General features: G+C 53.0%; 36 protein-coding genes and 1 pseudogene. 22 read left to right on the top strand and 15 right to left on the bottom strand.

The genetic code is table 11. From position 1 onward, the window contains the following. Positions 1-25: 25 nt before the first annotated feature. On the bottom strand, positions 26-361 hold the full coding sequence (locus L2Y54_RS01130; RefSeq protein ID WP_236499297.1) for a hypothetical protein: 336 nt from the start codon (positions 359-361) through the stop codon (positions 26-28). Positions 362-430: 69 nt separating this feature from the next. After that, positions 431-685 carry a YdeI/OmpD-associated family protein gene (locus tag L2Y54_RS01135; RefSeq protein WP_236499299.1) on the bottom strand — a complete coding sequence of 85 codons (255 nt, stop codon included), beginning with the start codon at positions 683-685 and terminating at the stop codon, positions 431-433. A 198-nt stretch (positions 686-883) separates the two neighbouring features. Between L2Y54_RS01135 and L2Y54_RS01140 the strand changes: the two genes are divergently transcribed. The 7 genes from L2Y54_RS01140 to L2Y54_RS01170 all read left to right on the top strand — a co-directional run bounded on the left by L2Y54_RS01140 (position 884) and on the right by L2Y54_RS01170 (position 4,131). Continuing rightward, the gene (locus L2Y54_RS01140) at positions 884-1,222 is read left to right on the top strand and encodes an ArsR/SmtB family transcription factor (RefSeq protein ID WP_236499301.1); all 339 of its coding nucleotides are present in this window, start codon (positions 884-886) and stop codon (positions 1,220-1,222) included. Then, positions 1,219-1,713, top strand: a complete 495-nt coding sequence (locus L2Y54_RS01145; protein ID WP_236499303.1) for an SRPBCC domain-containing protein — start codon at positions 1,219-1,221, stop codon at positions 1,711-1,713. The genes L2Y54_RS01140 and L2Y54_RS01145 overlap by 4 nt, the downstream gene beginning before the upstream one ends. Then, entirely contained in the window at positions 1,710-2,069 is a 360-nt protein-coding gene (locus L2Y54_RS01150) for a DUF1428 domain-containing protein (RefSeq protein ID WP_236499304.1), read from the top strand. Before L2Y54_RS01145 ends, L2Y54_RS01150 begins: the two co-directional genes overlap by 4 nt. A gap of 13 nt (positions 2,070-2,082) precedes the next feature. Beyond that, complete coding sequence (locus L2Y54_RS01155) at positions 2,083-2,556, top strand: VOC family protein (protein ID WP_236499305.1); 474 nt, start codon at positions 2,083-2,085, stop codon at positions 2,554-2,556. A gap of 19 nt (positions 2,557-2,575) precedes the next feature. Then, positions 2,576-2,962 (top strand): VOC family protein, encoded by a 387-nt coding sequence (locus L2Y54_RS01160; RefSeq protein ID WP_236499307.1) that lies wholly within the window; start codon positions 2,576-2,578, stop codon positions 2,960-2,962. 92 nt (positions 2,963-3,054) lie between these two features. Next, positions 3,055-3,432, top strand: a complete 378-nt coding sequence (locus L2Y54_RS01165) for a VOC family protein (protein ID WP_236499308.1) — start codon at positions 3,055-3,057, stop codon at positions 3,430-3,432. A 9-nt stretch (positions 3,433-3,441) separates the two neighbouring features. Beyond that, complete coding sequence (locus tag L2Y54_RS01170; protein ID WP_236499310.1) at positions 3,442-4,131, top strand: helix-turn-helix transcriptional regulator; 690 nt, start codon at positions 3,442-3,444, stop codon at positions 4,129-4,131. A gap of 1 nt (position 4,132) precedes the next feature. Here the strand turns inward: L2Y54_RS01170 and L2Y54_RS01175 are convergent, their stop codons facing one another. Continuing rightward, entirely contained in the window at positions 4,133-4,765 is a 633-nt protein-coding gene (locus L2Y54_RS01175; protein WP_236499312.1) for a hypothetical protein, read from the bottom strand. 192 nt (positions 4,766-4,957) lie between these two features. Here L2Y54_RS01175 and L2Y54_RS01180 point away from each other — a divergent pair, with 192 nt between their 5' ends. Next, positions 4,958-6,553, top strand: a complete 1,596-nt coding sequence (locus L2Y54_RS01180) for an AAA-like domain-containing protein (protein WP_236499314.1) — start codon at positions 4,958-4,960, stop codon at positions 6,551-6,553. 33 nt (positions 6,554-6,586) lie between these two features. Here the strand turns inward: L2Y54_RS01180 and L2Y54_RS01185 are convergent, their stop codons facing one another. Further along, a complete protein-coding gene (locus L2Y54_RS01185) occupies positions 6,587-7,348 on the bottom strand; it encodes an arylamine N-acetyltransferase family protein (protein WP_236499316.1) in 762 nt (253 codons plus the stop codon). A gap of 33 nt (positions 7,349-7,381) precedes the next feature. Further along, positions 7,382-8,191, bottom strand: a complete 810-nt coding sequence (locus L2Y54_RS01190; RefSeq protein ID WP_236499318.1) for a PhzF family phenazine biosynthesis protein — start codon at positions 8,189-8,191, stop codon at positions 7,382-7,384. A 248-nt stretch (positions 8,192-8,439) separates the two neighbouring features. Between L2Y54_RS01190 and L2Y54_RS21945 the strand changes: the two are divergent. Then, positions 8,440-9,308 (top strand): annotated as a pseudogene (locus L2Y54_RS21945) (IS982 family transposase). Between the two features lie 133 nt (positions 9,309-9,441). Here the strand turns inward: L2Y54_RS21945 and L2Y54_RS01205 are convergent. Continuing rightward, positions 9,442-10,626 (bottom strand): hypothetical protein, encoded by a 1,185-nt coding sequence (locus tag L2Y54_RS01205; RefSeq protein WP_236499319.1) that lies wholly within the window; start codon positions 10,624-10,626, stop codon positions 9,442-9,444. A 121-nt stretch (positions 10,627-10,747) separates the two neighbouring features. On the opposite strand from L2Y54_RS01205, the gene L2Y54_RS01210 reads away from it, so the two are divergent. After that, positions 10,748-12,199, top strand: coding sequence for an aminotransferase-like domain-containing protein (locus L2Y54_RS01210; protein WP_236499321.1), 1,452 nt, complete (start codon positions 10,748-10,750; stop codon positions 12,197-12,199). 30 nt (positions 12,200-12,229) lie between these two features. Here L2Y54_RS01210 and L2Y54_RS01215 read toward each other — a convergent pair whose 3' ends face one another. From L2Y54_RS01215 to L2Y54_RS01225, 3 genes are all read right to left on the bottom strand, one after another. Then, positions 12,230-13,429 (bottom strand): methionine gamma-lyase, encoded by a 1,200-nt coding sequence (locus L2Y54_RS01215; protein ID WP_236499323.1) that lies wholly within the window; start codon positions 13,427-13,429, stop codon positions 12,230-12,232. 160 nt (positions 13,430-13,589) lie between these two features. Beyond that, positions 13,590-14,810: a winged helix-turn-helix domain-containing protein gene (locus L2Y54_RS01220; RefSeq protein ID WP_236499325.1), complete on the bottom strand. Its 1,221-nt coding sequence runs from the start codon at positions 14,808-14,810 to the stop codon at positions 13,590-13,592. A gap of 35 nt (positions 14,811-14,845) precedes the next feature. Next, positions 14,846-15,223: a HopJ type III effector protein gene (locus L2Y54_RS01225; RefSeq protein WP_236499327.1), complete on the bottom strand. Its 378-nt coding sequence runs from the start codon at positions 15,221-15,223 to the stop codon at positions 14,846-14,848. A gap of 181 nt (positions 15,224-15,404) precedes the next feature. Between L2Y54_RS01225 and L2Y54_RS01230 the strand changes: the two genes are divergently transcribed. Then, entirely contained in the window at positions 15,405-15,743 is a 339-nt protein-coding gene (locus tag L2Y54_RS01230) for a NifB/NifX family molybdenum-iron cluster-binding protein (protein ID WP_236499329.1), read from the top strand. An 87-nt stretch (positions 15,744-15,830) separates the two neighbouring features. On the opposite strand, the gene L2Y54_RS01235 is transcribed toward L2Y54_RS01230, so the two are convergent. Then, positions 15,831-16,703 (bottom strand): DMT family transporter, encoded by an 873-nt coding sequence (locus tag L2Y54_RS01235; protein ID WP_236499331.1) that lies wholly within the window; start codon positions 16,701-16,703, stop codon positions 15,831-15,833. Between the two features lie 106 nt (positions 16,704-16,809). Between L2Y54_RS01235 and L2Y54_RS01240 the strand changes: the two genes are divergently transcribed. The 6 genes from L2Y54_RS01240 to L2Y54_RS01265 all read left to right on the top strand — a co-directional run bounded on the left by L2Y54_RS01240 (position 16,810) and on the right by L2Y54_RS01265 (position 20,151). Further along, positions 16,810-17,361, top strand: a complete 552-nt coding sequence (locus tag L2Y54_RS01240) for a pyridoxamine 5'-phosphate oxidase family protein (protein ID WP_236499333.1) — start codon at positions 16,810-16,812, stop codon at positions 17,359-17,361. Beyond that, positions 17,346-17,918 carry a transglutaminase-like domain-containing protein gene (locus L2Y54_RS01245; RefSeq protein ID WP_236499334.1) on the top strand — a complete coding sequence of 191 codons (573 nt, stop codon included), beginning with the start codon at positions 17,346-17,348 and terminating at the stop codon, positions 17,916-17,918. The genes L2Y54_RS01240 and L2Y54_RS01245 overlap by 16 nt, the downstream gene beginning before the upstream one ends. A gap of 14 nt (positions 17,919-17,932) precedes the next feature. After that, positions 17,933-18,238, top strand: a complete 306-nt coding sequence (locus L2Y54_RS01250; RefSeq protein ID WP_236499336.1) for a DUF1272 domain-containing protein — start codon at positions 17,933-17,935, stop codon at positions 18,236-18,238. 86 nt (positions 18,239-18,324) lie between these two features. Continuing rightward, positions 18,325-18,927 (top strand): FMN-binding negative transcriptional regulator, encoded by a 603-nt coding sequence (locus L2Y54_RS01255; RefSeq protein WP_236499338.1) that lies wholly within the window; start codon positions 18,325-18,327, stop codon positions 18,925-18,927. A 37-nt stretch (positions 18,928-18,964) separates the two neighbouring features. After that, positions 18,965-19,651, top strand: a complete 687-nt coding sequence (locus L2Y54_RS01260; RefSeq protein WP_236499340.1) for a zinc metallopeptidase — start codon at positions 18,965-18,967, stop codon at positions 19,649-19,651. A 125-nt stretch (positions 19,652-19,776) separates the two neighbouring features. Continuing rightward, positions 19,777-20,151, top strand: a complete 375-nt coding sequence (locus tag L2Y54_RS01265) for a hypothetical protein (RefSeq protein ID WP_236499342.1) — start codon at positions 19,777-19,779, stop codon at positions 20,149-20,151. Positions 20,152-20,173: 22 nt separating this feature from the next. On the opposite strand, the gene L2Y54_RS01270 is transcribed toward L2Y54_RS01265, so the two are convergent. The 4 genes from L2Y54_RS01270 to L2Y54_RS01285 form a co-directional block, all read right to left on the bottom strand. Further along, a complete protein-coding gene (locus L2Y54_RS01270; RefSeq protein WP_236499344.1) occupies positions 20,174-21,085 on the bottom strand; it encodes a DMT family transporter in 912 nt (303 codons plus the stop codon). A 161-nt stretch (positions 21,086-21,246) separates the two neighbouring features. Then, positions 21,247-21,900 (bottom strand): DNA-3-methyladenine glycosylase I, encoded by a 654-nt coding sequence (locus L2Y54_RS01275; protein ID WP_236499346.1) that lies wholly within the window; start codon positions 21,898-21,900, stop codon positions 21,247-21,249. Between the two features lie 13 nt (positions 21,901-21,913). Beyond that, the gene (locus L2Y54_RS01280) at positions 21,914-22,129 is read right to left on the bottom strand and encodes a helix-turn-helix domain-containing protein (RefSeq protein ID WP_236499348.1); all 216 of its coding nucleotides are present in this window, start codon (positions 22,127-22,129) and stop codon (positions 21,914-21,916) included. 5 nt (positions 22,130-22,134) lie between these two features. Continuing rightward, positions 22,135-22,665 carry a DUF2975 domain-containing protein gene (locus L2Y54_RS01285; RefSeq protein ID WP_236499350.1) on the bottom strand — a complete coding sequence of 177 codons (531 nt, stop codon included), beginning with the start codon at positions 22,663-22,665 and terminating at the stop codon, positions 22,135-22,137. Between the two features lie 77 nt (positions 22,666-22,742). Here L2Y54_RS01285 and L2Y54_RS01290 point away from each other — a divergent pair, with 77 nt between their 5' ends. The 5 genes from L2Y54_RS01290 (at position 22,743) to L2Y54_RS01310 (ending at position 26,112) form a co-directional block, all read left to right on the top strand. Then, positions 22,743-23,315, top strand: coding sequence for a hypothetical protein (locus L2Y54_RS01290; RefSeq protein ID WP_236499352.1), 573 nt, complete (start codon positions 22,743-22,745; stop codon positions 23,313-23,315). After that, complete coding sequence (locus L2Y54_RS01295; protein ID WP_236499354.1) at positions 23,309-23,467, top strand: hypothetical protein; 159 nt, start codon at positions 23,309-23,311, stop codon at positions 23,465-23,467. Before L2Y54_RS01290 ends, L2Y54_RS01295 begins: the two co-directional genes overlap by 7 nt. 165 nt (positions 23,468-23,632) lie before the next feature. Further along, the gene (locus L2Y54_RS01300; protein WP_236499356.1) at positions 23,633-23,962 is read left to right on the top strand and encodes a UPF0175 family protein; all 330 of its coding nucleotides are present in this window, start codon (positions 23,633-23,635) and stop codon (positions 23,960-23,962) included. Beyond that, the gene (locus tag L2Y54_RS01305) at positions 23,959-24,450 is read left to right on the top strand and encodes a PIN domain-containing protein (protein ID WP_236499357.1); all 492 of its coding nucleotides are present in this window, start codon (positions 23,959-23,961) and stop codon (positions 24,448-24,450) included. The genes L2Y54_RS01300 and L2Y54_RS01305 overlap by 4 nt, the downstream gene beginning before the upstream one ends. Positions 24,451-24,699: 249 nt before the next feature. After that, positions 24,700-26,112, top strand: a complete 1,413-nt coding sequence (locus L2Y54_RS01310; protein WP_236499359.1) for a prolyl hydroxylase family protein — start codon at positions 24,700-24,702, stop codon at positions 26,110-26,112. Positions 26,113-26,157: 45 nt separating this feature from the next. Here L2Y54_RS01310 and alkB read toward each other — a convergent pair whose 3' ends face one another. After that, positions 26,158-26,805, bottom strand: a complete 648-nt coding sequence (alkB, locus tag L2Y54_RS01315; protein WP_236499361.1) for a DNA oxidative demethylase AlkB — start codon at positions 26,803-26,805, stop codon at positions 26,158-26,160. Positions 26,806-26,807 lie beyond the last annotated feature (2 nt).

Below are 26,807 nucleotides of genomic sequence, written 5' to 3' on the forward strand. Positions count from 1 at the left end.
TCTTTTCGCCCACAAATACGCCGGTTTAGCCCGGAATCTGGGGAATCGTCACTCTTGCGTCAGTATCACTGGCAAAACTGCTGATTTGCACCGTAATCGGGTATTCGGCAGTAGTTTCCAGCGTATTCACATCAGGCAAACTCGCCGTATCCACTTTCAAGCCAAGGTCACTCAACGCTGATACCAGCGTCATGAGCCTGTCTGCAAAGATTTCGGCACGGATTACCAATGCTTTGTTACCCAACTGCTGCATATCATCCAGCCCGCCACAGATGCGGCTGACAACCGTGCGAGCGTCGTACATCACGGCACGGAGCGGTTTTTCTGTCATGGCTTGGAGTTGGATTAATCGTCTGTACATGATGCCTCCTCAACTGCTATGCACATAGTACTGCAATTGGACAACGCTTCATTAGGCTGGTTTCCTGACTCATGACCGGGAAGATGCGGGATGCTTCATCTTCATGTAAATGCCGCCTGTTTCCAGTTCATTCAGCATTTGAGTTAGCCGTTTCAGTTTGGTTTCTTCGCGTTGCGCTTTTTCAATCCAGCCGATGTAATCGTTCTGCTGATAGGCGGGGCGGGCGTGGTAAGCCTCCATCAAACCGCGTTCAAGCAGGGCTGCTTGCACGAAATCGGGCATGGGGTGTTTTGGGCGTTTCAGGTTAGAAAAACTACTTTCCATCTTACATAATTTTATTCATAAAAAAGCTCGCGACTGAATGGCAAATAACATTGTACGGTTAGTATGTTACAAGCCACAAGAAAGAATGTATTGAATAAAAATAAAGCAATCGTCATTGCACCTACAATACCCCTAAATTGGCAATGATTTCCTGTTTCTTCTATATTTAACCAATCGGTTAATTACAAGGAGCCGCCATTGCCACCCGACACCCTCAGCCTCACCTTCGCCGCACTCGCCGACCCCACGCGCCGCGCCATCCTCGCCCGTCTGAGCAGCGGGGAGGCATCCGCCACAGAACTGGCGGAACCCTTCCATATCAGCGCCCCCGCCATCACCAAACACTTGAAAGTGCTGGAACGCGCCGGGCTGATTTCGCGCAGTAAACAGGCGCAGTTCCGCCCCTGCAAGCTGGAGCCGCAAGCCTTGCAGCAAGCCAGCGATTTTCTGGAACAATACCGCCGTTTCTGGGAACAAAGCTTTGACCGGCTGGAAGATTATTTGCAGGAACTGCAAACCAAAGGATCAGCTACATGACGACCACCACTACAGATCAGGAAATCACCATCACTCGCCTGTTCAACGCGCCACGCGAACTGGTGTGGAAAGTCTGGACAGACCCGTATCACCTGCAACGCTGGTGGGGGCCGCACGGCTTCGTCAACACCGATTGCGGCATCCAGTTACAGGTCGGTGGCATGATGCGTCTGAACATGCACGCGCCGGATGGCAAGGTTTACCCCTGCCAAGGCACGTTTCGCGAAATTATCGCCCCCGAACGGCTGGTGTACGACGGCGACCCGACTGCGGAACACGCTTGTGGAGCCGGTTTGCCGCCTAACGCCACCGTCACGATTACGTTTGCCGAACGGGGCGACCAGACTCTGCTCACCTTACACACCCGTTTCGCCACCGCCGAACGTTTGCAGGCAGCGGCAGAAGCAGGCTTTATCATCGGCTGGGAAACCACGCTGGAAGCCCTCGCCGATTACTTCATTTCCCAAAACCACCAAGGAGACACCCCATGAGTTACATCGACGGATTTGTATTACCCGTTCCTGAAAACAAGCTGGAAGCCTACCGCGTGATGGCGCAAGCCGCAGGCGAAGTCTGGATGGAACACGGCGCACTCGCCTACAAGGAATGCGTGGGCGAAGACCTGCACTCCGAATTTACCAATGGCTCTTTCCCGCGCATCGCCGGGGCGCATGAAGGTGAAACCGTTATTTTCGCCTTCATCATCTTCCAATCCCGCGAACACCGCGATGAAGTAAATGCCAAAGTCCACCAAGATCCACGGATGCAATGCGGCGATATGAAAGATTTGCCGTTCGACTGCAACCGCATGAATTACGGTGGTTTCACCACGCTGGTGGATTTGTAACAGGAGTAACACCATGCAAAAGCTCGTTACCTCACTTTGGTTCACGGATTGCGCGGAAGAAGCCGTGAATTTTTACGTATCCATCTTCAACAACTCCAGCATCAAGCAAATCGTGCGCTATGGCGAAGCCGGGCCGGAAGCAGTCGGCAAGGTCATGACCATTGACTTTCAGTTGGCAGGGCAGGACTTTCTCGCTATCAATAGCAGTGTGCAATTCCCGTTTTCCCCAGCGATTTCGATCGTGGTCAACTGCGCCGATCAAGCAGAAATGGATGAGGTGTGGAACAAGCTGGCAGCAGACCCTGATAACGGTCAATGTGGCTGGCTTCAGGACAAATACGGCTTGTCTTGGCAAATCGTTACCCCCAAAGCCGTGAATCTGATCGCCAGCCCTGACCCGGCAAAAGCAGCAGCAGTAACCCGTGCTATGTTCAGCATGAAAAAGCTGGACGAAGCCGTCTTGCAGCAAGCGCATGACGAAGCCTGAAAATCTGGGAGTTTTCACTATGTCAGTCAATTACAAACCGGACAATTACAGTACCGTTTCACCCTACCTGATTGTAGATGGCGCAAGTGACACGATCGCGTTTTTGGAAACGGTTTTTGATGCCATTGAACTGCGCCGCTTTCCCAATGACGAGGGCAAGCTGCTGCATTCCGAAGTGCGTTTGGGTGACAGCGTGCTAATGATTGCCGACCGGGGCGATGACTGGGAAGCCGTTCCCGCGCATGTACACATTTACGTGCCCGATGTGGATGCCACTTACCAATGGGCATTAGCAGCCGGGGCAACTGCCGTGCAAGCACCAGTAAAAAAGGATGATCCCGACAAGCGTGGCGGAGTCAAAGATGCAGGCGGTACAACTTGGTGGATTGCCACCCGACAGGAATAACATCCATAAAACCCTCCTGACACAATGCTGTCAGGAGGCAGCATCTATACTACAAAAACCAATCAACAATGACCCACCAAAGGAGTAATACCATGAAAGCAAACCCAGTCGGCTGGTTTGAAATCTACGTGCAGGATATGCCCCGCGCCGCCGCCTTCTACGAAGCCGTGTTTGAGGGTGCATTAGAACCCATGCGCAAACCGGAGACGCCCGATATGGACATGATGCTGTTTCCCATGACCGAGGAATACGGTGCAACTGGCGCACTGGTGAAAATGCCCGACTGCCCATCGGGTGGTATGGGTACGCTGGTGTATTTCAGTTGCGAAGATTGCGCGGTGGAAGCCGCCCGTGCCGCCGCCAACGGTGGCAGTATTTTCAAGGAAAAAATGTCGATCGACGAACACGGTTTCATCGCGTTGGTGTTTGATACCGAAGGCAATATGATCGGCTTGCACTCAATGGCGTAAGGCTACCCCATGCGCCGTGCCGACCGTTTATTCCAGCTTGTGCAAATCTTGCGTAACAAGCGCTTGGTGACGGCGCGTGAACTTGCCGAACGTTTGGAAGTTTCCGAACGCACCATTTACCGCGACATCCAAGACTTGAGCCTGTCTGGCGTACCGGTGGAAGGTGAGGCGGGGGTTGGCTATCACTTGCGCTATTCGCTGGATATTCCGCCGCTAATGTTTACCGCCGCTGAAATCGAAGCCCTTGTGGTCGGGGCGCGAATGCTGAAAGCGTGGGGCGGTAGCGAATTGGGTAGCAGTGCGCAATCCGTCCTCGACAAAATCCACGCCGTGATTCCTGTCGAATTGCACCGCCATCTGGAAGAAAGCCGCCTGTTCGCCATGCGTTTCGGGGTGCGCGAAGACCTTGAAACCACCCTCGACACTTGTCGCCATGCGATTGCGCAACGCCGTTACTTGCGGCTCGATTACCAACGCGCTGACCACGAATTCAGCCAGCGCGAAGTCAAACCGCTGGGGCTGTTTTTCTGGGGCAATGTGTGGACGCTGACCGCCTGGTGCGAATTGCGCAACGATTTCCGCACGTTTCGTCTTGACCGCATCCGCTGGCTGGACACGCTGGAACGTGGCTTTGAGGAATTGCCGGGGCAAACCTTGGGCGATTTCGTCAGGCTAATGCGGCAGTCAGAGTGCTATTAACCTAAATCGTCCACGAACCGTGCGCTAGCCCGACCAACGTCCATTGGTTGCCGCCACCTGCATCTTTCAAGATTACCATCAGGCTCGTCCAGTCCATGCCGTTGTAGGCCGGGTTTGTGCCGAGTTGGTGGTATTCGACGATGCGGTATTGCGCCACTGGGTAGCTTGCCAGCAGGTTGTTGATCAGGTTGCCTTGTGATTGGAAATCGCTATTGGTGTTGATCAATGTGACCGTGGCATTGCTGTGGTAGGGGTGATCCCACACATAGCGCCCGAAATAATCGCGGATGTGCAGCACGATCGGGTCGCCAGAACCATCCTGAGTTCCCCAGTTGCGGGTCGGTGGGTTTTGCAGGATGAAATCACTTTCAAACGCCGTCGCCGTCAGGATCTGGTCGCTGGCTTCCGTCCGGTAATACGGCATGAAACGCACGCCAGCCGGATCAAACAGGTCAGTGAAAGGTTGTAATCCGCCCGTGCCATTTTGCAAGCCATTGATCGCTTGCACCACAGTATTCGCGGCTTGCAAAGCTGTGCCATTGATGACTTGCGGGGAATTGGGCGTGGTGGAACCCGTGCCGGAACAGGCGCTGAGGAAGCTGGTGAGCAGCAAAGCCAAGAGTATGCGTAACATGCCGATGCCTCCTGTGATGCGTGGGGCAGAAATCCACCCCTTGCATTCAACTATAGCGTAAATAATCCAGTAGTTCAGGAGACTTAAACCAACAATGTTCCGTTGAATGTGGGCAGTAGCCAGCCTAGCATGAGATTTGTGATACGCCCAGCGTGCTATACTGCCCCTATCCCTTATCACCAGACTACTGCCATGCAGAAACATTTCAATACCGCAGGTCCTGTCCATGCCAACCAGCATTACTGCATCGACCCTGTATCGCGGGTGGATTGGGAGGAAATTCAATACCTGATTCAAGCGGGTAAATTCTTCGTGCTGCACGCGCCACGCCAGACGGGCAAAACCAGCACGCTGTTTGCACTTGCTGACAAGCTCAATCAAGCGGGTGATTACGCCGCGCTCTACATCAATGTCGAAGCCGCGCAAGCTGCCCGCAATGATGTGGAACAGGGAATGCGCACCATCGCCAGCCGCGTAGTGGAAGGCGCACAATACCGCCTTCATGACTTACGCTTACAAGATTGGCTGGAAGACGCATGGCGCACAGGTGAAACATCTGTCCTGCAAACCCTGCTCACTCGCTGGGCAGCCGAATCCAGCAAACCCATCGTGCTCATGATTGATGAAGTCGATGCGTTGGTCGGCGACACGCTCATTTCTTTGCTGCGTCAATTGCGCGAAGGCTATATCGGGCGGCCTGATGTCCCCTTCCCTCAAAGTGTGATCCTCTGCGGGGTGCGCGATGTACGCGATTACCGCATCACGCAAGGTAATCAGGAAGTGATTACCGGTGGAAGTGCCTTCAATATCAAATCCGCATCGTTGCGCATGGGCAGTTTCACCCTGACTGAAGTGCAAACGCTCTACGCCCAACACACCCAAGCTACGGGACAGGTATTTGATGCAGCCATTTTCCCCGCACTCTGGGAAGACACCCGTGGGCAACCGTGGTTGGTGAATGCCCTCGGTCACGCCATGACGTGGGAATACAAACCCGCCCGCGACCGTACTCAGCCCATTACGCTGGAACAATACCGTGCGGCCCGCGAACGTCTGATTTACTCCCGCGCTACCCACCTCGACCAGTTGGCGGATAAGCTTAAAGAACCACGTGTGCATTCCGTCATCAGTGCGCTGCTGGCAGGCAAAACCACGGATGACACCCTGCCGCAAGACGATGTGCAATACGTCGCCGACTTGGGGCTAATCGAAGCACACCCGCAATTGCGCATTGCCAACCGCATTTATCAAGAAGTGATCCCACGCGAACTGACCTGGACGAAGCAAATCACCATCGCCTACGAACAAGCGTGGTATCTGACCCCGCAACGTCATCTCGACATGCCCAAGCTGTTGGAAGCCTTCCAGCAATTTTTCCGCGAAAATGCCGATGCGTGGATTGAACGCTTTGACTACAAAGAAGCAGGGCCGCAATTGCTGCTGCAAGCCTTCCTGCAACGCATTATCAACGGCGGCGGGCGCATCAACCGCGAATACGGGCTGGGCAGAAAGCGCACCGACCTGTACATCGAATGGCCTATCGACGAAGAACAGGGCTTTTACGGCGAGGTACAACGCATCGTGTTGGAACTCAAAATCCTCTACAAATCGCGCGAAACCACAGTGGCAGAAGGTATCCAGCAAACCGCAGGCTATGCCGATCAATGCGGCGCGGCGGAAGCGCATTTGATCATTTTCGACCGCCGCCCCGACGTGATGTGGGATGACAAGGTTTGGCAGGAGACGGCTACCACCAACGGGCGCACGATCGGTTTATGGGGAATGTAGCCGGAATCCAGCATCATCGAATGTGCCACGCGGTCAGTGTTTGATACCGAAATGTTCCGCCAATACCGCCGCTTGTTCGTGTGGGGCAAGAGTGCATTGCGTGGTCATACCTTCCTTCACCTGCTTGAAACTGTCACCAAACAGAATATTGCGTCCGTTTGCGGTGAAGCGTACCACCAACGGTTTCTGGGTAAACACCGCGTCAGGATGGGTAGAGTTCAACCAGTTTGCCGGGGCAAAATCAATCCACTCAACTGGGCAACGATTAAAGCCGTATTGCTTCACCCATGCACCCTCCACTTGCGCTTTGAGGACAATATCACCACCTTCCTCACTCAGCATGAAAGTGTCACAGCCTTGTGAGATGGGTGTTTCCAGCACATCCAAGCGCAGCGGTGCGCGGATGCCGTAACTGCCAAAACCCAAATCACACAGCCATTCCACTCCGTCCAACGTGACCAGCAACGCCATGTGGGTACGCGGGCGTTTCATGGGGTAAAACATCGGGCGGGCGGCAACGAATTGATAAGGAATTTGCAACGCTTGCAGTGCCATTGCAAACAGCCCGTTGACTTCGTAGCAGTAGCCGCCGCGCTGCTTGCCAACGATTTTCGCCACGATGTCGGCGGGGTTGAGGGAAATGGGTTTGCCTGCCAATACATCCAGATTTTCAAAGGGTACACTGCGCAACTGGTGTTGCATCAAGGCTTGCACGGTGGCAAGGTCGGGGCGTAATTCACCCGTGTAGCCGATGCGCTGGCAGTAAGCGGTGAGGTTAAATATTGCTGATTCCATGCTTCTTTCCTTCCAATATTTGGTTTTTTAAACTCAAACCCACAATGTTCCGCTGAATACCGTCACGGATGAACCCGCCAGCAATACCCGTTCACCCAACCATTCGACCAATACTTCACCGCCACGGGCGGATGCTTGATACGCTTGCAGGCTGTTTTTACCCAAACGCTCCGCCCAAAAAGGGGCAAGTGTGCAATGCGCCGAGCCTGTTACCGGGTCTTCGTCGATGCCTGCTGCGGGGGCAAAAAAGCGTGACACGAAATCGTATTCCGTGCCGTGCGCCGCAGCCGTCACTATGATGCCGCGTGTGACTTGGCAGGCTTTGAGGGCGGCAAAATCCACTTGTATCCGCCGTACTTCGGCTTCACTCTCCAGCAGCACCAAATAATCGACATGGTTGGAAAATACCGTCGCGTCCGTCACGCCCAAGGCTGCCAACAGCCCGGTGGGTGCTGATGCTGTTGTCGCCGGTGTCGCGGGAAAATCCAGCACAATCCGCTTGCCGACGAGTTGCGCCGTCAGAACACCGCTGCGGGTATAAAAACGGGCGGTTGCGTCGCTGGCTAACCAACCTTCCTGCCAAAGAATGTGGGCAGTAGCCAGCGTGGCATGTCCGCACAAATCAACTTCAACCGTTGGGGTAAACCAGCGTAATGCAAAACCGTCGGCCTCGCGCCAGACGAACGCGGTTTCGCTCAGGTTCATTTCCGCCCCGACTGCTTGCATCCAATGCGCATCGGCGGCCTTATCCAACAGACACACGGCGGCTGGATTGCCGGAAAAGGGTTGGCTGGTGAAGGCATCAACTTGAAACACGGGAATATTGAAAGTCTCGGCAATCATGGGTACTCCTCAAAATCTTGTTGTGGACGCATGAAATAGACGCATTCTGTCTTGATCTAGGATTCAAGGATGGGCAGGATCGGCGTAGTTTCTTGCTGAATAAACAGTTTAAGGAATAGCAGGAGAGCAATACAGATTCAGATTCTTTTTAATTTAACCTGAGTTCGGGATAAGGTAAGGCGCAGCCTTTCATGGGAGAATGTGAGTAACCACACACAACATTGACCCCACCAAAGGCTGCTACTGAGATGCTAACACGGTTATTCTGTGCCATTGACGATTTTTGTCAGGACTTTCATCCCGAATGGAACAAAACGTTATTGACCCCGAAAGGCGGGCATCGTCGTCGCCACAGTGGTCTTGGCGATAGTGAAATCATGACGATTTTGGTGCATTACCACCAAGTGGGGTATCGTACTTTCAAGTGGTATTATGAGCGTCATGTCAAAGTATTTCTTAAGGGTCATTTCCCGCAACTCCCTAGTTATCAACGTTTTATTGAGTTAATGCCGCGTGTTCTTTTGCCACTAACCCTGTTTATGCAGCAACGCTGTGAAACGGGGCGAGGTATTGCCTTCATAGACTCTACCCCTTGAAAGTCTGTGAAAATTTGCGTATTCCACGTCATCACACCTTTCGCAAAGACGCAGGGCGGGGTAAATCGTCAACAGGCTGGTTTTATGGGTTCAAACTTCATTTGGTCGTGGATGACTGCGGCAATATTTTATCGTTTGCCATTACTTCGGGTAATACCGATGACCGTAAGCCCGTTCCCACGTTGCTGAAAAAAGTGGTCGGCAAAGTCTTTGGTGATCGTGGCTACATTTCCAAGGCATTGACAGAATCGTTGGCAGAGCAAGGGGTTGAATGGATTACCTCGCTGAAGAAAAACATGAAACCCGTGGCGCGTGACACGTTCGATACACTGATGTTGCGTAAACGGAGCATCATCGAAACCATCAATGATCAGTTGAAAAATATTTCACAAATTGAGCATTCACGCCACCGTTCACTCACTAACTATATGATTAACATCATTGCTGGCTTGGTGTCATATGCCTATCAAGATAAAAAACCAGCACTGGATTTAAAAACATCAGCATTGGTTGTGATCTAAATTGAGGGATGGCTTATCCCGAACTCAGGTTAATTTACCAGTACAGTTTCCCAGTTAAGAGGATCTGCGGCCTAATCAGGCAGGAGAAACTGTATCGTTTCTCCTGCCTATCCCAGCCAATTAGGTGCTGACCTCAGTCCTTCCGGTTAATCGTCCCATCTGGTGCGACCTCCAGTGTGACGTAGCTGGTAGGGAATTGAGGCGGGGGAGTACCTCCAAACGCACCATTGAAGGAGCCGAGTGCAACATCACCAGTATTCAGCGTTCCCGAACCATCACGGTCGAATACTGCTTCAAAGCGTTCAGCAGGCGTATTCAGGGCATCCCGAAGTGGCTGTTTCCCGTCCTCATTTAGCGGTAACAGGGAGCCAAACTTCCCATTGATCAAGGCAGCATCATTTGCGTTGAGCGTTCTTTCAAAATCAGTGATCTGGGCAGTCTCTGGGATATAGGTGGCTTTGAACAAATCTCCTTCACTCACCGTACCAGAAGCATCCCGATCCAGAATCGAGACATTATCGGCGTTAACAAAACCAATACCCGCATTGATATTGTCCCGTTGCAAGGAAGAAAGCGTGAGAGGCTGATTGGATGGTGGTGTGAGGCTTGCAGGTGGATAAATGCCAGCATCTTTCAGTGACTGCATGTTGGCAGCAGTAAGGGTGTAATAGCTTGGCGTACCCTGTCCGCCGGGGTCACGGCTAACCGACTTGATAATATCGCCTGCACTCAGGTTGCCGGAACCATCCTGATCATGGAAGCTCCCGCCACCGGGAAGGCCAAGATGATTTTTGATACTTGTGCTGACGCTGACGCCACCCGTGCCTACCATGTTCATGTCCAGTGGTGTGCCCAATTTACCGTTGATGTCGAGCGCAAACCCCTCATCTACCGTGCGCGTCAATGTTTCTGTACCGCCAGTGTCGGTAGTGAAACTGGCCTTGATCTGGTCGCCTGCTGAAACCGTGCCATCCTTGTTGCTATCTGCCACGCTGATGCTGTCAGCATTGACTCCCAATGTGAAAGCAATATTTTGCCGCTGGTTATCGGTCAGTTGGATGCCTTGTGGGTTATTTTGTGGTGGGCAGTTAGGGTTGTCGCCTGATGGCTTGTCCCGTTTGGGCTGAATCTGCTGCACCAGATGCTGTACAAGCTGTTTCAGGGCGGATAACAGGTCGCTGTTCTGAAAAGGGGAACTACTTGTTTTTGACTGATTACCCCGGTCACGGCTGGAACGGTTGTTGGTTGCATCCGTGCGGCTATTCTGTCTGGTGTAACTGGTCGGGTTTGTATAAGTATTGGGGTTGATGACGTTCATGGCCTACTCTCCTTGTAATAATATGTAAATCACTATTTTCACTTTATTAGTCGAAATATTATGGCGATTGACTAAGAAGGAGATGACAGGCAGGGAGTTTGCGATGAAAGGGGGCTGCTGCTTGCTAACACAGCCATACAGCCTTAGATTATCCGCCATGACCCTCTACGACGATATTGCCAGCAAACTCAGCGCCCACATCGACAACGGCATCTACCCACAAGGCTCACGCCTGCCCGGTGTGCGCCGCCTCAGCCAGCAGTTCGGTGTGAGTATTTCCACTATTGTGCAAGCGCAACGCCAGCTCGAAAACCTTGGGCTGATCGAAGCCCGCCCGCGTTCCGGTTATTACATCCGCCTGCGCCCCCGGCTCAAATCTGCCTTGCCCACCACCTCGCAACCCACCCCCAAACCTACGCCCGTGGCGGGGCAGGAACTGGTGTTACAACTCGCACAAGTCACCAGCCGCGCCGATTTCGTGCAACTCGGTGCTGCCGTGCCGGATGAATCGTTCATGCCAATGCGAACCTTCCAGCGCAGCCTCGCCAACACCGTGCGGCACTACGGCAAACGCGCCGCCAACTACGCCTTCCCGCCCGGTTTACCCGAATTGCAGCACCAACTTGCGCGGCGGATGCACTTGTGTGGCAGCCCCGTTGCTGCCAATCGCATCCTCATCACCAACGGCTGTCAGGAAGCCCTTTCCCTCGCCTTGCAAACCGTTGCCAGTGCAGGCGACATCATCGCTATCGAATCGCCGACCTTCTACGGCTTGCTGCAAGTCATTGAAGCACTGGGCATGAAGGCGCTGGAAATCCCTACCGATCCGCAAACAGGTATCAGCCTGCCCGCGCTCGAACTCGCTTTGGAACAATGGTCAGTAAAAGCGTGCGTGCTGATCCCCAATTTCAGTAACCCGCTCGGTAGCTTGATGCCAGTGGAGCGCAAGCAACAATTGGTCGTCCTCGCCCACCGTCACAACCTGCTGCTGATCGAAGATGACATTTACGGCGATCTCGGTTTCAACGGCGCACGCCCGCCCAATTTGCTCAGTGTCGAGCCAGACCCCGCCAACGGCAACGTGATTTACTGTGCATCGTTTTCCAAAACCGTGGCGCAAGGCTTGCGGATTGGCTGGATGGTATTGCCGGAACGCTTTTTCCGCCGCGCCGAATACCTCAAATACGTCGCCAACCTTGCTGCACCGACCTTGCCCCAATTGGCTCTGGCGGATTTCCTTGCGCACGGCGGCTACGAACGTTATTTGCGCCAAGTACAAACCCGCTACGCCCGCCAAGTCGATTTATTCAGCCACGCCATTAGCCAGCATTTCCCCACAGACACGCGGGTGACGCAACCCAAAGGCGGCTTCGTTTTGTGGGTGGAGTTGGCGGAAGGCACGGATACCTTGCTGATGACGCAAGACTTGCTCAAACAAGGGATTAGCATCGCACCGGGGCAAATCTTTTCCGCCACGCAAAAATACCGGAATTGCCTCCGCCTCAGTTGTGCGCAACCGTGGACGGCGGAGGTGGAACAAGCCTTGGTGATGGTCGGTCAACGGGCGGGTTAAGGTCAGAATCGTGTTCTGACCACGATTTTTTCAAGCAAACGCCAACGCCTGCTCAACATCCCGCAGCAAATCCGCCACATCCTCCAACCCCGCCGACAACCTGACCAACCCTTCGCTGATCATGTGTTCCGCCCGCTCTTCCGGCGTATAGGTGGAATGGGTCATGCTGGCAGGGTGTTGCGCCAAACTTTCCGCATCGCCCAAACTCACCGCACGGGTAATCAGGTTCAAGGCATTCATGAAACGACAACCCGCTGCAAAGCCGCCCTTGAGTTCAAACGCCACCATGCCGCCAGGTTGCGCCATTTGCCGCTGTGCCAAGGCGTATTGCGGGAAACTTTCCAGACCGGGGTAATGGCAGACTTCCACCTTGGGGTGATTGGCAAGGAATGTCGCAATCGCTTGCGCATTCTGGCAGTGCCGATCCATCCGCAGCGCGAGGGTTTTCAAGCCGCGTAATACCAGAAACGCATCCTGCGATGACATTACCGCGCCGGTCATATCCTTGATGCCGTAAAAGCGCACTTGGGTCAGCGTTTCCGCATCGCCAACAATGGCTCCAGCAATCAGGTCGCCGTGCCCGCCGAGGTATTTGGTGGCGGAATGCACCACGTAATCCGCGCCCAATTCCAGCGGGCGTTGCAAGTACGGTGTGCAATAAGTGTTATCGACCACCACTTTGCAGTTGTCGTGTTGGTGGGTAATGGCTACAACCGCCGGAATATCCACCAGTCGCATATTCGGGTTGGCAGGCGATTCAAAGAATACGATGCGGGTTTTCGCACTAATCGCAGCCGCAAGATTGGCGGGGTCAGCCATATCGACGTGAGTAATGGTTACGCCGAACTTCGCCAGCCCGTGATTGAAAAACGCATAGGTGCAACCGTACAGCGTTTTGTCGGCAATAATTTCATCGCCCGGTTTGAGCAATGTCCACAGCAAGGCGGCGGTTGCGCCCATGCCGGAGGCTGTGACCAACGCCGCTTCCCCGCCTTCCAAATCGGCGAGGCGTTGTTCCAGCAACACCGTGGTAGGGTTGCCGACGCGAGAATACACGAAACCTTGCTGTTCACCCGCAAACCGTGCGCTGCCGTCTTCCACCGTGGGGAAAGTGTAGGTCGAACTCAGGTGTATGGGCGGATTCAAGTCGCCTGTGCCTGCGTAAGCATCGTAGGCGTGGTGGATGGCACGGGTGGAAAAGCCTGCTTTCTCGTGGGTGGGTTTGCTCATGGATTCCTCAGCTTAGCGTTATTTAGTGAATTCACTCTACCACCTTTCCCAAACGTTCCCAACGAATCACACCATCACCACGGGAAAACCAAATCTGCCGCGCCTTACCTACTACATTCTGCCTATGTTACACATTCGTAGCACTGTCTTGAGTTTGGCTTCACCCTAGGGGTTTTAGCGCACTGTGCAAACGTTGGGTGAGATGTTTGGAGTGGGTTTTAGTCAAAGATACGGAGTCACATTGTTGAAACTGGCAGAATTGGGTAATGGCATCTACAAAAGCCGTCATAACCAAATCCTCATCAATATTGTGTTGTTCCCAATGGAGGGATTTGATTTCTAAATGGCTGATTTTTCGATGGGCTTTACAATCCATCCGCCCAATAAACGCATCGCGGTAAAGTAGCGGTAGGCAAAAGTAGCCATACTGACGTTTGGCTTCGGGTACATAACATTCCATCTGATAATTGAATTGAAACAGTGCTTTGAGCCGTTCGCGCTGAATAACACTGTTGTCGAATGGGGAAAGAATCAACATTCGGTCATCTAACTGGGGCAAGGTACATTCTAGTGAGCCGGTTTCCACTATAAATATTTCGCCACTGCTCACTTGTACTTGTTCCAAAGTGCGCTGCGCCAGCCTTTCATTGACCAAAGCTTTCACCGCCTTGCGCAGTTCAGTATCGCGACGCTGGTAAGTCAGTCCTTTGAGGGAAACAATCCCATGACAGCGTAACTGTTGATCAAGCATGTGCGTCGCAAATTCTTCCATGCTGGGCATTTGTGTATTGACGTGAGGTGGCAGTACCCGCTCGGTTAGATCATAGGTTTTTTGAAAACCTTTGCGGTCACTGACCATGAGATCACCCTCCATATACATCTGTTCAAGCGCCTGTTTGGCAGGCTTCCAATCCCACCAGCCTGCACGTTTTGTAGTATTCGTTTCTACATCGCGAGATCGTATCGGGCCATCTGAACGTATACGAGCCAACAGTTCATCCATGAGCTTCTTGTCAAGGGTCTTATACCAATGGGTTTGACCGCTCTTAATGGCGTGTTTGTAGGGCAAAGAAAAGCGAAAATCAGCAATGGGTAGAAAAGCGGCGGCGTGCGACCAATACTCAAAAATATCACCCTTAAGCAACATTTGGTTGGTCATGGCTGGTTTAAAATCAGGCACTCTGGAGTAAAAAACATGATGGTGCGCCCGCTCCACTACCGATAGGGTATCGATCTGCACATAGCCTATGTGATTAATCGCTTTGCGTGCTCCCTCCAAACCACGCCCATAAGGTTGAGTTTGTAGCAAGCCCTGTGCAGCCAAGGCAAGGCGGCGCAAACGTGCCAGCTCTTGTGGATATTTAATTTCAATCACGGTCATGCTTTCCTAACGTTAAAGCATTTTGTGTAAATGGCTTAGGCAGAATTTTTAGCCGCCTCCGCCTCCAACGCCACACCGTCAAAGCGGATACCCGCCCAGCCGTGACGTAGGAAAGTACGGATATTGGCATGGTCAGTGTCATCCGGTGTTGCCAAGACCTTGCGGTAATGTTCGGCAAAACAGGTCAGGGTTTGCGCCTCAGAAAGCCCTTGCAGTTGCCCGAAAGCGAACACTTTGCACGAGCCTGCATTCGTCCCCGCCGGGCTGGTGACGCAATCGTCGCCGTTACCGTTGTGGAAGGTTTGCGGCGTGTAGTGGTAATGCGCGTCGATGCTGGCAATCACGCTGGCGAAATCGAGGGCTTCGGGCTGGGTGTCGAGTTGGCGGAGTAGCGCGGGGATGGTTAATGGCATGGTTTTCTCTCTCATGAATAATCTGGGCAGGATAATAGCATTGCCACCCGTCAAATCGCCTTATGAACTTTTGTAGCCATCACTGTGTTTCCTCCATGCACTCCACAAGGTGGGCGATCTTTCGATCATTGTACTGTACCATTACGCAAGACAAACCTTATCACGTCACAGAGCCACTATTATGAAAATCGGCGTTACCAGCCAAAATTTGCGTACCGTTACCGGACACGCCAGCAAAGCCCGCAGCTTTTTGATGTACGAATGGAGTGCCGAGCAAGCAGTGCAACCCCTTGATTCGTTGGAGTTGTCGATGGAAATGTCGATCCATGCATGGGACAAGCGCGGCGATCACCCGTTGTTGGCGTTGGATTATTTGATCACCGGCCCGTGCGGGAAAAGTTTTATCAATCAGATGAAGCAATACGGCGTGCGGGTTAGAACTACTAACGAAACAGACCCGCTGCTGGCAGTGCAGCAGTTAGTGACGGCCGTTGTGCCCTGGGCGCGTAAGCCCGCCTGATTAGGCTTTTTCACTCTTAGGTTGGTCGGGTTGCCAGAAATGCCTGCTGGATTTCTGCTACCCAATGCACCAGCCAAGTGGCGGATATCAACGGGCAGGCAAACGCAACACCCCAGTCGCCAGTGCCGTTCCCAAAACAATTACCGCCCCACCGACCAGCATCGGCGTACTGACGGTTTCGCCCAGAAACAGGCTCCCCCACAGCACTCCAAATACCGGGATCAGGAACGTGACTGCCACCGCCCGCGATGCGCCGACTTCCGCCAGCAGCCGGAAAAACAGCACGAATGCCAGCGCCGTACACCCCACGCCCAACCCGATCACCGCCAGCCATGCCTTCAGGTCTGGCATGACCGCAGGCCAGAACCAATATGCGAACGGCAACAACACAATCGCTGCCGCCAACTGCGCCCCGGTCGCCGTCACCAGCGACGGAATACCCGCCAGCTTGTGCCGGATGTAATGGGTCACGATGCCATAACACAAGGTTGCAACCAGCATCGCCACAATCGCCCAACCGGAACCACCCGGTTTAAAATCGGCTTTGTCCGCCGCCAGCAGCAACACCCCGCCAAACCCAATCAGCAAGCCCAACATCTGCGACTTGCTGAGCTTCTCCTTCAGCCACAACACGCCAATCAGCGCAGTAAAAATCGGCGTAATCGCATTCAGGATAGAAGCCAGCCCGGAGGTAATCGACAGCACCGCCCACGCAATCAGCACAAACGGCACAGTAGAATTAAGCAAACCCACCACCAGCATTGCCCCGGCGTTCTGCCACAACTGCCCGCTTTGCCCGTGCCACCACAGCAATGGCAACAGGCACGCCGCCGCAATCGCCACCCGCAGCCAGATCAGCGGAATCGCCCCGAATGCCGGAGCTGCATAGCGCATGAACAGGAATGACCCGCCCCAAAGGGCAGCCAGCAGGATTAGGTCAAACAGGTTACGGGGCGTCATACTGAGATGACAAGGAGGGAGATGGGGTAAGTGTTTCTGTGGTACATGGTTTGGTGGTTATGGTATCTGCTAAAGTCATGCTTTCTATAGTGACGGATTCACCTTCATGGCACAACGCTTCGACACCTTGAACGAACGGCTAACCCATTTCATCGCCGAACAGAAAATCTTTTTTGTCAGCACTGCCCCCGCCGACGGGCGCGTAAACCTTTCCCCCAAAGGCATGGATTCGCTGCGGGTGCTGGACGACTCCACCGTTGCATGGTTAAACATGACCGGTAGCGGCAATGAAACGGCAGCGCATGTGCAGAAAAACGGGCGCATGACGCTGATGTTCTGCGCGTTTGAGGGCAATCCGCTGATCTTGCGTTTGTATGGCACTGCCACGGTTTACCACCAACACGATGCAGAATGGGCGCAATGGTACGGCAAATTTGAGCCGATTCCAGGGGCACGGCAGGTTTTCGTGCTGAACATCGAAATTGTGCAAACCTCGTGCGGCATGGCAGTCCCCTTGTTCGACTATCAGGGCGAACGTGAGCTGTTACGCGATTGGGCAGCGAAGAAAGGCGACGCCGGTATTCGTGCGTATTGGGAAGAGAAAAATCAGCTTACGCTGGATGGCAAACCGACAGGGGTGTTATGCAAACCTACTTAGCCAGCAGCTATTACATCGACTGGCAGCATCCGCACGTATTGGCGCAAGCCCAAGCGTTAGCGGCAGGTTGCACTACCCCCGAAACCATTGCCAAAGCCTGCTTTGAATTCGTGCGCGATGCCATCAAGCACAGTTGGGATTACCGCCTCAATCCGGTGACGTGCAAAGCGTCGGAGGTGTTGCAACACGGCACGGGCTATTGCTACGCCAAAAGTCATTTGCTGGCTGCGTTGTTGCGGGCGAATGGCATTCCTGCGGGCTTGTGTTACCAGCGTTTGACCATTACCGATGAGCCGCCGTTTTGCCTGCACGGGTTGAATGCGCTCTACCTGCCAGACTACGGTTGGTATCGGGTGGATGCGCGGGGCAATAAGCCGGGTGTGGCTGCTGAATTTTGCCCGCCTACCGAACAACTGGCGTTTCCGCTGTTGAATCCGCAGGAACAGGATTTACCGGGAATTTTTGCCGAACCGCTGCCCGTTGTAGTAAAGGTGTTGGAAAGCAGTGCAACGGTTGAACAGGTATATGCCAATCTGCCCGATGTTGAACTCGTTTGAGAAGGAAACACCCCATGCTTGAATTGCGCCCTACTTGCGAAAACTGCAACAAACCACTGCCACCTCATGCTACCGATGCGATGATTTGCAGCTTTGAATGTACCTTTTGCAGCGATTGCGTCAGCTTGCTCAGTAACACTTGCCCGAATTGTGGCGGAGGTTTTGTTCCGCGCCCGATACGTCCTGTGACCAACTGGAAGGGGGATAATTACCTTGGGGAATATCCTGCCGCGACAATCGTTAAGCTTCGTCCGGTGGATTGGGAAGCGCATCGGCACTTGTTGCTAAGGTTGCAGGGGATACCGCCGGAAAAACGTTGATAGTCTGCCCGACTCCGATGTTCGCTATTTGCGAATAGCGAATTAATTCAGCTAATAGCTATAAAGTTAAAACAGGAGTAACGCCCATGTACATCCCCAAACACTTTGCCGAACACGACCAAGCCGAAATCTTGCGTTTCATCGCCGCCCACGCTTTCGGCACGTTGGTCACGGTTGAGGCTGGTGCTCCCTACGCCAGCCACATCCCGTTTCTGCTGGAACAGGGCGAACCACTCACACTTTCCGGGCATCTTGCCAAAGCCAACCCGCAATGGCAGCACTTGGCAGCAAACCCGCAGGTGTTGGCAATCTTCCAAGGCGCACACGCCTATGTTTCACCCACATGGTACGCAGGCGCAGGCGTACCCACTTGGAATTACACCGCCGTGCATGTTTATGGCAAGGTGCGCGTCATCCACGAGGCAGAATGGTTGCGGGAAAAAGTCGAACGCCTGAGTGCGCAATACGAAGGCAGCCGTGAAACCGCTTGGATTCCCGCCTACCCCGCCAAAATGCTGGAAGCGATTGTTGGCTTTGAAATCAGCATCGAATCACTGCAAGCCAAATACAAACTCAGCCAGAACCGCAGTGCGGCAGACCAGCACCATGTCAGGCAAGCCCTTGAAGCCAGCGGCGGGGAAAACGAGCGTGGTGTGGCGGCATTGATGGCGAAGCGTCAGGGGGAGTAAGCTGAACACAATGCGTCGTTGCCGAAGGTGAGCCACTATGTCTGTGTTGATAGTACTGATGCTGCTGTTTGCCGCCCTGATTTACGCGCCGCAATGGTGGGTGAAGCAGGTCATGCGCCGCCACGCTGCGGAGTTGCCCGATATGCCCGGTACGGGCGGTGAATTAGCACAACATTTGATCGAGCGTTTCAAACTGGATGGTATCCGCGTTGAAATGACCGAGGAAAATAACGACCATTTTGACCCAGAAGCGCAAATGGTGCGCCTCAGCCCCAGCAACTTCAACGGGCGTTCCCTCACCGCCGTGGCGATTGCCGCGCATGAAGTTGGTCACGCCATCCAGTTCCACCGCCGCGAACCCATTTTTGAGCGTCGCGCCCGTTATATTCCCTTGGCAATAAAAATTCAGCGCAGTGGCTCAATGGCATTATGGCTTGCGCCGCTGTTTGGTTTATTGAGCCGTTCCCCAGTAGCCATGTTATTACCCATCCTCATCAGTGCGGCATTGCACATTGTCGGGGCACTCACCTACCTGATTGTGCTGCCCGAAGAATGGGATGCCAGTTTTGAGAAAGCCTTACCGATTTTGGAGGAAGGCTACCTGCCTCCCGAACACCTGCCCGCTGCCCGTCAGGTGCTGACAGCAGCGGCATTAACCTATTTTGCAGCGGCACTTTCCAGCCTGTTGAGTTTGGGGTATTTGCTGTTGGTATTACGGCGTTAAGGTGCTGGCAGGGCGTATTCCACCACTTCGTCATCTTTGTCACGACACATCTGTCTTTGAAAGTGTTGTCGATGGCGTAGCGACACCCGTTCAGCAACCGACGACATGTAATGAGGAACATCACCATGCAACTGACACCCCCGCATTTATACCTGTTAGCGTTGGCAACCTGTCTCAGCGGCTGTTCCAGTCCGGGCAGCCCCAGCCACTTGCCGACGGTATGGGACATCCCCTCCCTGATCGGCGGCACGTTTACGGAAGCGGCATATGATGCTCGCCGCCAGCGCGTCAGTGCTTATGTGCAGGCGCATTATTCCGCCTTGCGCGAAGAAACCTTACGTGGCGGCGGCAGCCATTTGGATGAAGCCATGCGTATTGCCCAAGTCAAACCTGAAAACGTGGCGACCGTGAAACAGGAGTTTCAAAGCCGCCATGCGGAATATTTCCGGGCAGATGCTGACAAGGATATGGTGGTAGTGGTGTTGATGGTGAATTCATAACCAAAAACGTCACCATCACATCTTATTTCTTCCCCAACAACCCCACACCCACCATCACCAGCACTATCCCTGCCAAGTGAAACCAGCCAAACGGTTCGCCCAGTAACGCCACTGCCAGCAAAATCGTGATGATCGGCCCGGCTGTCCCCACAATGCTGGTACGTGCTGCCCCAATCCGCGCAATCGCTTCGCTGACCATGAAACTCGGCAACACTGTGCTGAAAATCCCCAACAGCACCGCATAACCCCACGCCGTCGGGCTAACCCACAAATCCTCAACCTGATGGGTCAATAGGAAATGGATGCACACAAACACCGTCGACACCAACATCGCCAGACTGGTGAACAAACGGCTGCCCAGCCTGCCGATCAGTCGCTTGCTCCACACCACGTAAAACGCAAAGGATAACGCCGACATCGCCACCAACATGACGCCAAAACTGACATCACTACCGCCGAAGCTCGCTTCGTGCAAATACAGCACCATCACCCCGCTGTAGGTCAACACCAATGCCAACAAAACACGCAGGGTAATTACTTCACGCAACCACAACCAACCCAACACCGTCGTCATAATCGGGTAGGTATACAGCGTCAGGCGTTCCAATTGCGCCGACACGTAGTTCAAGCCCTGCATATCCAGCCACGATGACAAGTAATAGCCCATGAAACCCAAGCCCATAATCGCGGCAAATTCCAACGGCAACGGCTTCACCGTGCGCGGTTCACGCAGCAACCAAGCCAGCATCACCGCATAAAACGGCAGCGCAACCAGCATCCGCAAGGTCAGCAAGGTCGTCGTATCCACCCCTTCCGCGTAAGCCAGCTTGATGAAAATGGATTTGAGTGCGAACAACGCCGTGCCGCCCACTGCCAGCATCCAGCCTGTGCGGAAATAGTTTGGGGTGTCGTCGTCGTTGGGTATTTCCCGCATGATTGTCTCCAAAAAGGGTGCTGCGGGATTAAGCGTCATTAACTGGGGAATCCCGCAGCTAATGAAAAAAGGCAAAAACTAGCTGCTCCGCGTGTATTTGCAGAGTTTTAGCCAGCGATAGGCGTGGGTGAAAAAGGTGGTTACGGTGTTCATGGTCGGCACTATACAGGGAGTTTTTTCCTTGGTGCAAGGGTGTCGGTTAGGGTGATTCCAATGGTGTCCATTTCAGGCTCCTCATTGCGTCGGAAGCAGTCGAGCATGTGGTCATTCACCATCCCTGTCGCCTGCATGTGCGCGTAACACACGGTCGACCCCATGAATTTGAAGCCGCGCTTTTTCAAATCCTTACTCATCGCATCCGATTCCGGCGTGGTGGTAGTGTATTCTGCCAACGTTTTCCGGTGGTTTACGATCGGTTTTCCGCCGACAAACTGCCACAAATACGCATCAAAACTGCCGAATTCTGCCTGAACAGCGAGAAAGCGTTGCGCATTATTGATGGTTGCCAACACTTTCAGGCGATTGCGGATGATTCCGGCATTGCCGAGCAATTCCTCGACTTTGGCAGCGTCATAGAGCGCAATTTTTTCGGGGTCAAAATCGTCGAAGGCTTTTCGGTAATTCTCACGCTTGCGCAGGATGGTGTACCAACTCAAGCCCGCTTGCGCCGATTCCAGCACGATAAACTCGAACAGCTTGCGGTCATCGTGGACGGGTACGCCCCATTCTTCGTCGTGATAGGCGACGTAATCGGGTTTGCTCAGGTCTACCCATGCGCAACGGCACAGGGTGGTATCATGCGTGACATTATTCATGATGATATTCCTATTACTCTCTAGCTTCTGCTTCAAACACCAAAATATCCCCCGGCTGGCATTGTAACACCTCGCAAATTTTCTCCAGCGTATCAAAGCGGATGCCTTTGACCTTGCCAGATTTGAGCAGGGACACATTCTGTTCGGTAATGCCAATGCGTTCCGCCAGCTCTTTCGAGCGCATTTTGCGTTTGGCGAGCATCACATCAAGGTTCACGATTATTGGCATGGCGGTCACACAATCTGGCGGTTGTCTTCGGCAATGGCGGCGGCTGCTTGCAGGGCATGGGCAAGCATCACCATTAACGCCCCGATTAACACCACCAGCACATCATTCATTTCCAGGCTCAACGCGATGGCTTGGTGACCGGCGGGGTTTTCCAGCGTTACCGCCAGCACCATTAACAGCCGTACCAACGGGCCGGTAATGCCAAAGACCACCAACGCCAGCCCAAAGCGTCGCAATTGCAGCGCCACGTTGGCATGAAAATAGTCCCCCTGTGCCAACAAGCGAAACACGCTTGCCATCGCCCAAATGCCAAAGACCATGATCAAGAGGTGCAGCGTGGCAATTCCCCAGCCGACACCGACCGCGAACGGCGTAACCTGAATGGTTTCATGGGTCAGGGTTGCAAAGTGTTTGACGATGAGTGCTTGTCCATCTGGCAGCCACCACAGCAAGGTATTGGATAGCAGCAGCAATACGGCAATCACTTGCGCCAGGGGTGCAAGCCAATGTTTGAGGCGGGAATGGTGGAGTTTCATACAAATCTCATCTTCATGTTGCGTAGAAAAATATTATTGTATTACGATAATATTTTCAACTTAAACGGTATCTTTTTATGAAACGATTCTTACCCATCGCTGCCATCATCTTGTTGAGCGCCTGTACCGCAATCCCCGTTAAAACCCTATACAAACTGGCCACCGCTGATTTTATGACGGTTGACCCGGCGGTATTGCGGGTTGCCGCGCAAATGCCGGATTGGGTTGCGCCACGCCCTGATGGCGTCAAGCTGGAACTGGGCATGAAGCGTGACGGTGAAACGCCAGTGAACGAACGCTTTAACCTCGAAGCCATCCCTCTGGCACTGGAAGGCAAAACGCTCGCCGATGCCGCCAAACCGGGCTATCAACTGTATGCGTATCGGCTTGCACCTGCGGATATTCCGCGCTTGCAACACTTCCGCGACACTGTGAAGGCGAAAAAAGCGGATGGTGGCAAAAAGCCGGAAACCTCCTTGAGCGTGGGAGTGGATGCGTGCCGCAAGAGCGAATTGCCTGCTGGCAAAATCCCCGCGACCACCTTCCTGCAACTGGATAAAGAGTCGGGCTATCTGCCCCTGTTGGTCGATTACGATTTGCGCCAAGAGGTAGATGGCAAGGAACTGGCAACACTGATTCCGCCGTGTTAATTGTCCGACCAAGCACCTCTCTGAGTGCGACGTGGTATCAAGACGTGCTGCGCCCGTTTGCAGAATGGGCGTTGCGCCCGATGCAAGCCGACAGCTTCGATTCCAGCCAAGCCCACGACATTATCCACAACCTCGCCAAAACCTCAGGCTGAATAAGGTGGCGGATGAATTTGTGTTTTTTGACCGCACCGTATACGGCTTATGCAAAATCTTCGAGCGCATGGGCACGACGGTGCGAATTCGTCACCATTGGGTAACTGACAGTTCAACTATGCTATACTCAAGTACTCCGTAACGTTAGTACAAGGTGATTTGCAATGAACGTCATCGGCATCAAGGAATTACAAACCAACCCCGGCAAGTTGAGCCATTTACTGCAAAATAATGAGTACATGCTCATCACCCGACGCGGCGAACCGTTGGGTGTCGCTTTGCCATTCAGCCACCAACTCATGGAAAATGGGCTGAAAAACTGGATGGCACTCAAAGCCTTTCAGAGCGGCGACTTGAGCCTTGGGCAATTAGGCAAAGTGCTGGGGAAAAACAAACATGCCACGCTAGAGCTGCTCGGTGAACTCAATATCCCCTTTGCCGACTACGATTTACAGGAAGACCTGCAAATGCTGGATGAGCTATTTGCTGCATGAAATCGGTGATTGTTAGCGACACCACCAGCCTGATTGTGTTGGAAAAATTGGCATCACTAGGGCTGTTATGCAAGCTATTTGAGCAAATTCTGATACCTGCCGTGGTATTGGCAGAATTACAGGCGGGTTCGCCCGACATCACCGCACAGTTGGCGCATTTACCCTGCTTCACCGTCGTGGATGTGCCAGCGTCAAAACGGCTTACCGCTCTCCTGCTATTGCTGGATGCAGGCGAAGCAAATGCTATCGAACTGGCTACCAGCCTCAACCTGCCCCTGATTATTGACGAACGCAAAGGTCGCCAGATTGCCAAACAATTCGGCATTCGCATCACGGGGTTTGCGGGATTGTTGATACAGGCAAACCGCAGCAAGCTCGTGGATACCCATACTGCGCTAGCGATGCTGGATGAAGCGGTTACTAATGGGTTGAGGCTTGCGCCGTCGCTCCAGCAACAGGTACGGGATGTGTTGGAACAAGCAAGCTAAGCCTAGTGACTTCGTGCGGGTGTTCCTGACCGATGGGGCAGCAAATACCGCTTGCAATTGCCGGAAATTTCCGCGTTGCAAAACCTTGTCGCATGGCTGCTGATCACGGATGGCGAACGGGTGGAAGTGGTTACGTTCTAACGTCGCTCGTCACAATGCTTGCCGAAACGTCAGGTGTCAGGCTAGGATTTGAACGGTTTCTAGGTATTCTTTATTAATGGCATGGTTTTTAAAAATAGTATGGGGTTTATGATGCAAACACAGATGGATAAAGGTTGGAAAGATTGGTTACAGCTCAATATTTCACGCGGGTGTGATAAAGATGGCATCGTCAAAATTTTAATGGACGCTAACTTTCATCCACTCACGATTGTCAATGAAATGAAATATTTGCCACAATCAAATGCGTTAGTCACGCTCATGAATCAAGCGATGAGCAGTGTTTCACCTGCTGAGAACCCAGACTTGGAGATGTATCAGGCGTTGGATGCGATTCATCTGCCTTTTGCTCAAAGGCTTCCTTCCGATCAGGTACGGTTGCATGTGGTGGAGGATTTTTTGAGTGCTAGTGAATGCGTACAACTCGTTGATCAGATTAAAAGCCATTGTCGCCCTTCGACTATAACCACCCCTGATGAAGCAGATAAATATTTTCGCACCAGCCAAACATGTGATTTATTGCTAGAGGCTCATGCACTGACCCAAGAAATTGATCAACGTATCGCAGAATACATGGGTATTGAGCCAGAGCGCTCAGAAGTAATCCAAGGGCAATATTATCAAGTAGGGCAACAGTTTAAAAAACACACGGATTATTTTGAGCCAAATACATGGGAGTTTGAAAAGTTTGGAGGTGATCAGGGGCAGCGCACTTGGACATTTATGATCTATTTAACCGACGTGGAAGAAGGCGGAGAAACACGCTTTACGGATATCGATTTAGAAATAAAACCTAAACGCGGCATGGCAGTAGTTTGGAATAATCTCACCCCCAAAGGCGAAGTTAATCCCTATACAATGCACTGGGCAAAACCTGTGGTTCACGGTGAAAAAGTGGTTATCACTAAATGGTTTAGAACCCAAGGCTCAATAACCACGCCGTTTAAAACTTTACCCTATAAACAACTGCCTTGTTTTACGACAGAGGGTTTTAAGAAAACGCGCCTACCGGATGATTTATTTACTACTATTACTGAATTTTATCAAAAAAATAGGGCGCATACGGTTGCAGAAGAAAATGACGCGATTGGAACCTACATTCAAACTACTACTGATCATCATCCTGCTAAACTCATTGAATTAAGCGAAGAGTTACGCCAAGCAATTTTTAGTGTCATTTGCCCACTGCTGGAAGATTGGGTGAATATCAAACTAAAGCCCAGTGCAGTTTATGGAATCAGAGAATACCAGCGTGGGGCAACCTTAAAAATGCATGTCGATCGGATTGATACTCATCAAGTCAGTATGATTATTAATGTCGCACAACAAGTGGAAAAAGACTGGGCATTACAGATTGCTGACCACAAAGCAAAAATTCATCATGTCATTATGTCGCCGGGGGATGTGGTGTTTTATGAATCAGCCCGTTTGCAACACGGACGCCCTGAACCGTTGGATGGCGAGTATTATGCCAATATTTTCGCCCACACAGCCCCGATGTAATCTATCGGGGTGAACGGACGCAGCATGAGCGTGTGGGAGATGTCGTTACAACGCCTGCCGAAACGTCAGGTTGATACGCGCCTCACCCAGCAGCGGATGTTGCCCCGCCTTGAGTGGCGCAATGCCGTGGAATACCAACCGCGCTTCCCTGCCCCACACCACCACGTCGCCGTGCAGCAATGGCACTTTCAGCGCCTTGTCACTGCGCTGCAAACCGCCCCATAAGAACGTCGCGGGCAAGCCCAATGACACCGACACAATCGGCGCGGTCAGGTCGTGTTCGTCGCGATCTTGATGCAGTGCCATTTTTGCGCCCACCGGATAGCGGTTGATCAGGCAGGCATCCGGCTGAAACGCGGGGAAACCTGCCGCCAGTGCTGCGGCTTGCGCCAAACTGCGGAAATCCGCTGGCAGCGCAGGCCACGCTTGCCCACTCAGCGGGTCGGTGGTGCTGTAACGATAACCTTTGCGATCGGTGATCCAGCCTGCCGTGCCGCAGTTGGTCATCGCCACCGACATCGTGTAGCCGTCGGGTGTTTGCATGTGCCGGAACGGGGCTTGGGCAGCAATGGCGTGGATGCCTGCCAGCAAGCTGTCGGTGTGGGCGGTGGCGTATTGGCGCAATACCAGCGCACCGGGGCTTAGGGGTTCAGTCCACGGTTCGGGCGGGGTGTTGAAGAGGTTGAGATTCATGG

This window comes from Thiothrix winogradskyi (genome assembly GCF_021650935.1).
GTDB lineage: Bacteria > Pseudomonadota > Gammaproteobacteria > Thiotrichales > Thiotrichaceae > Thiothrix > Thiothrix winogradskyi.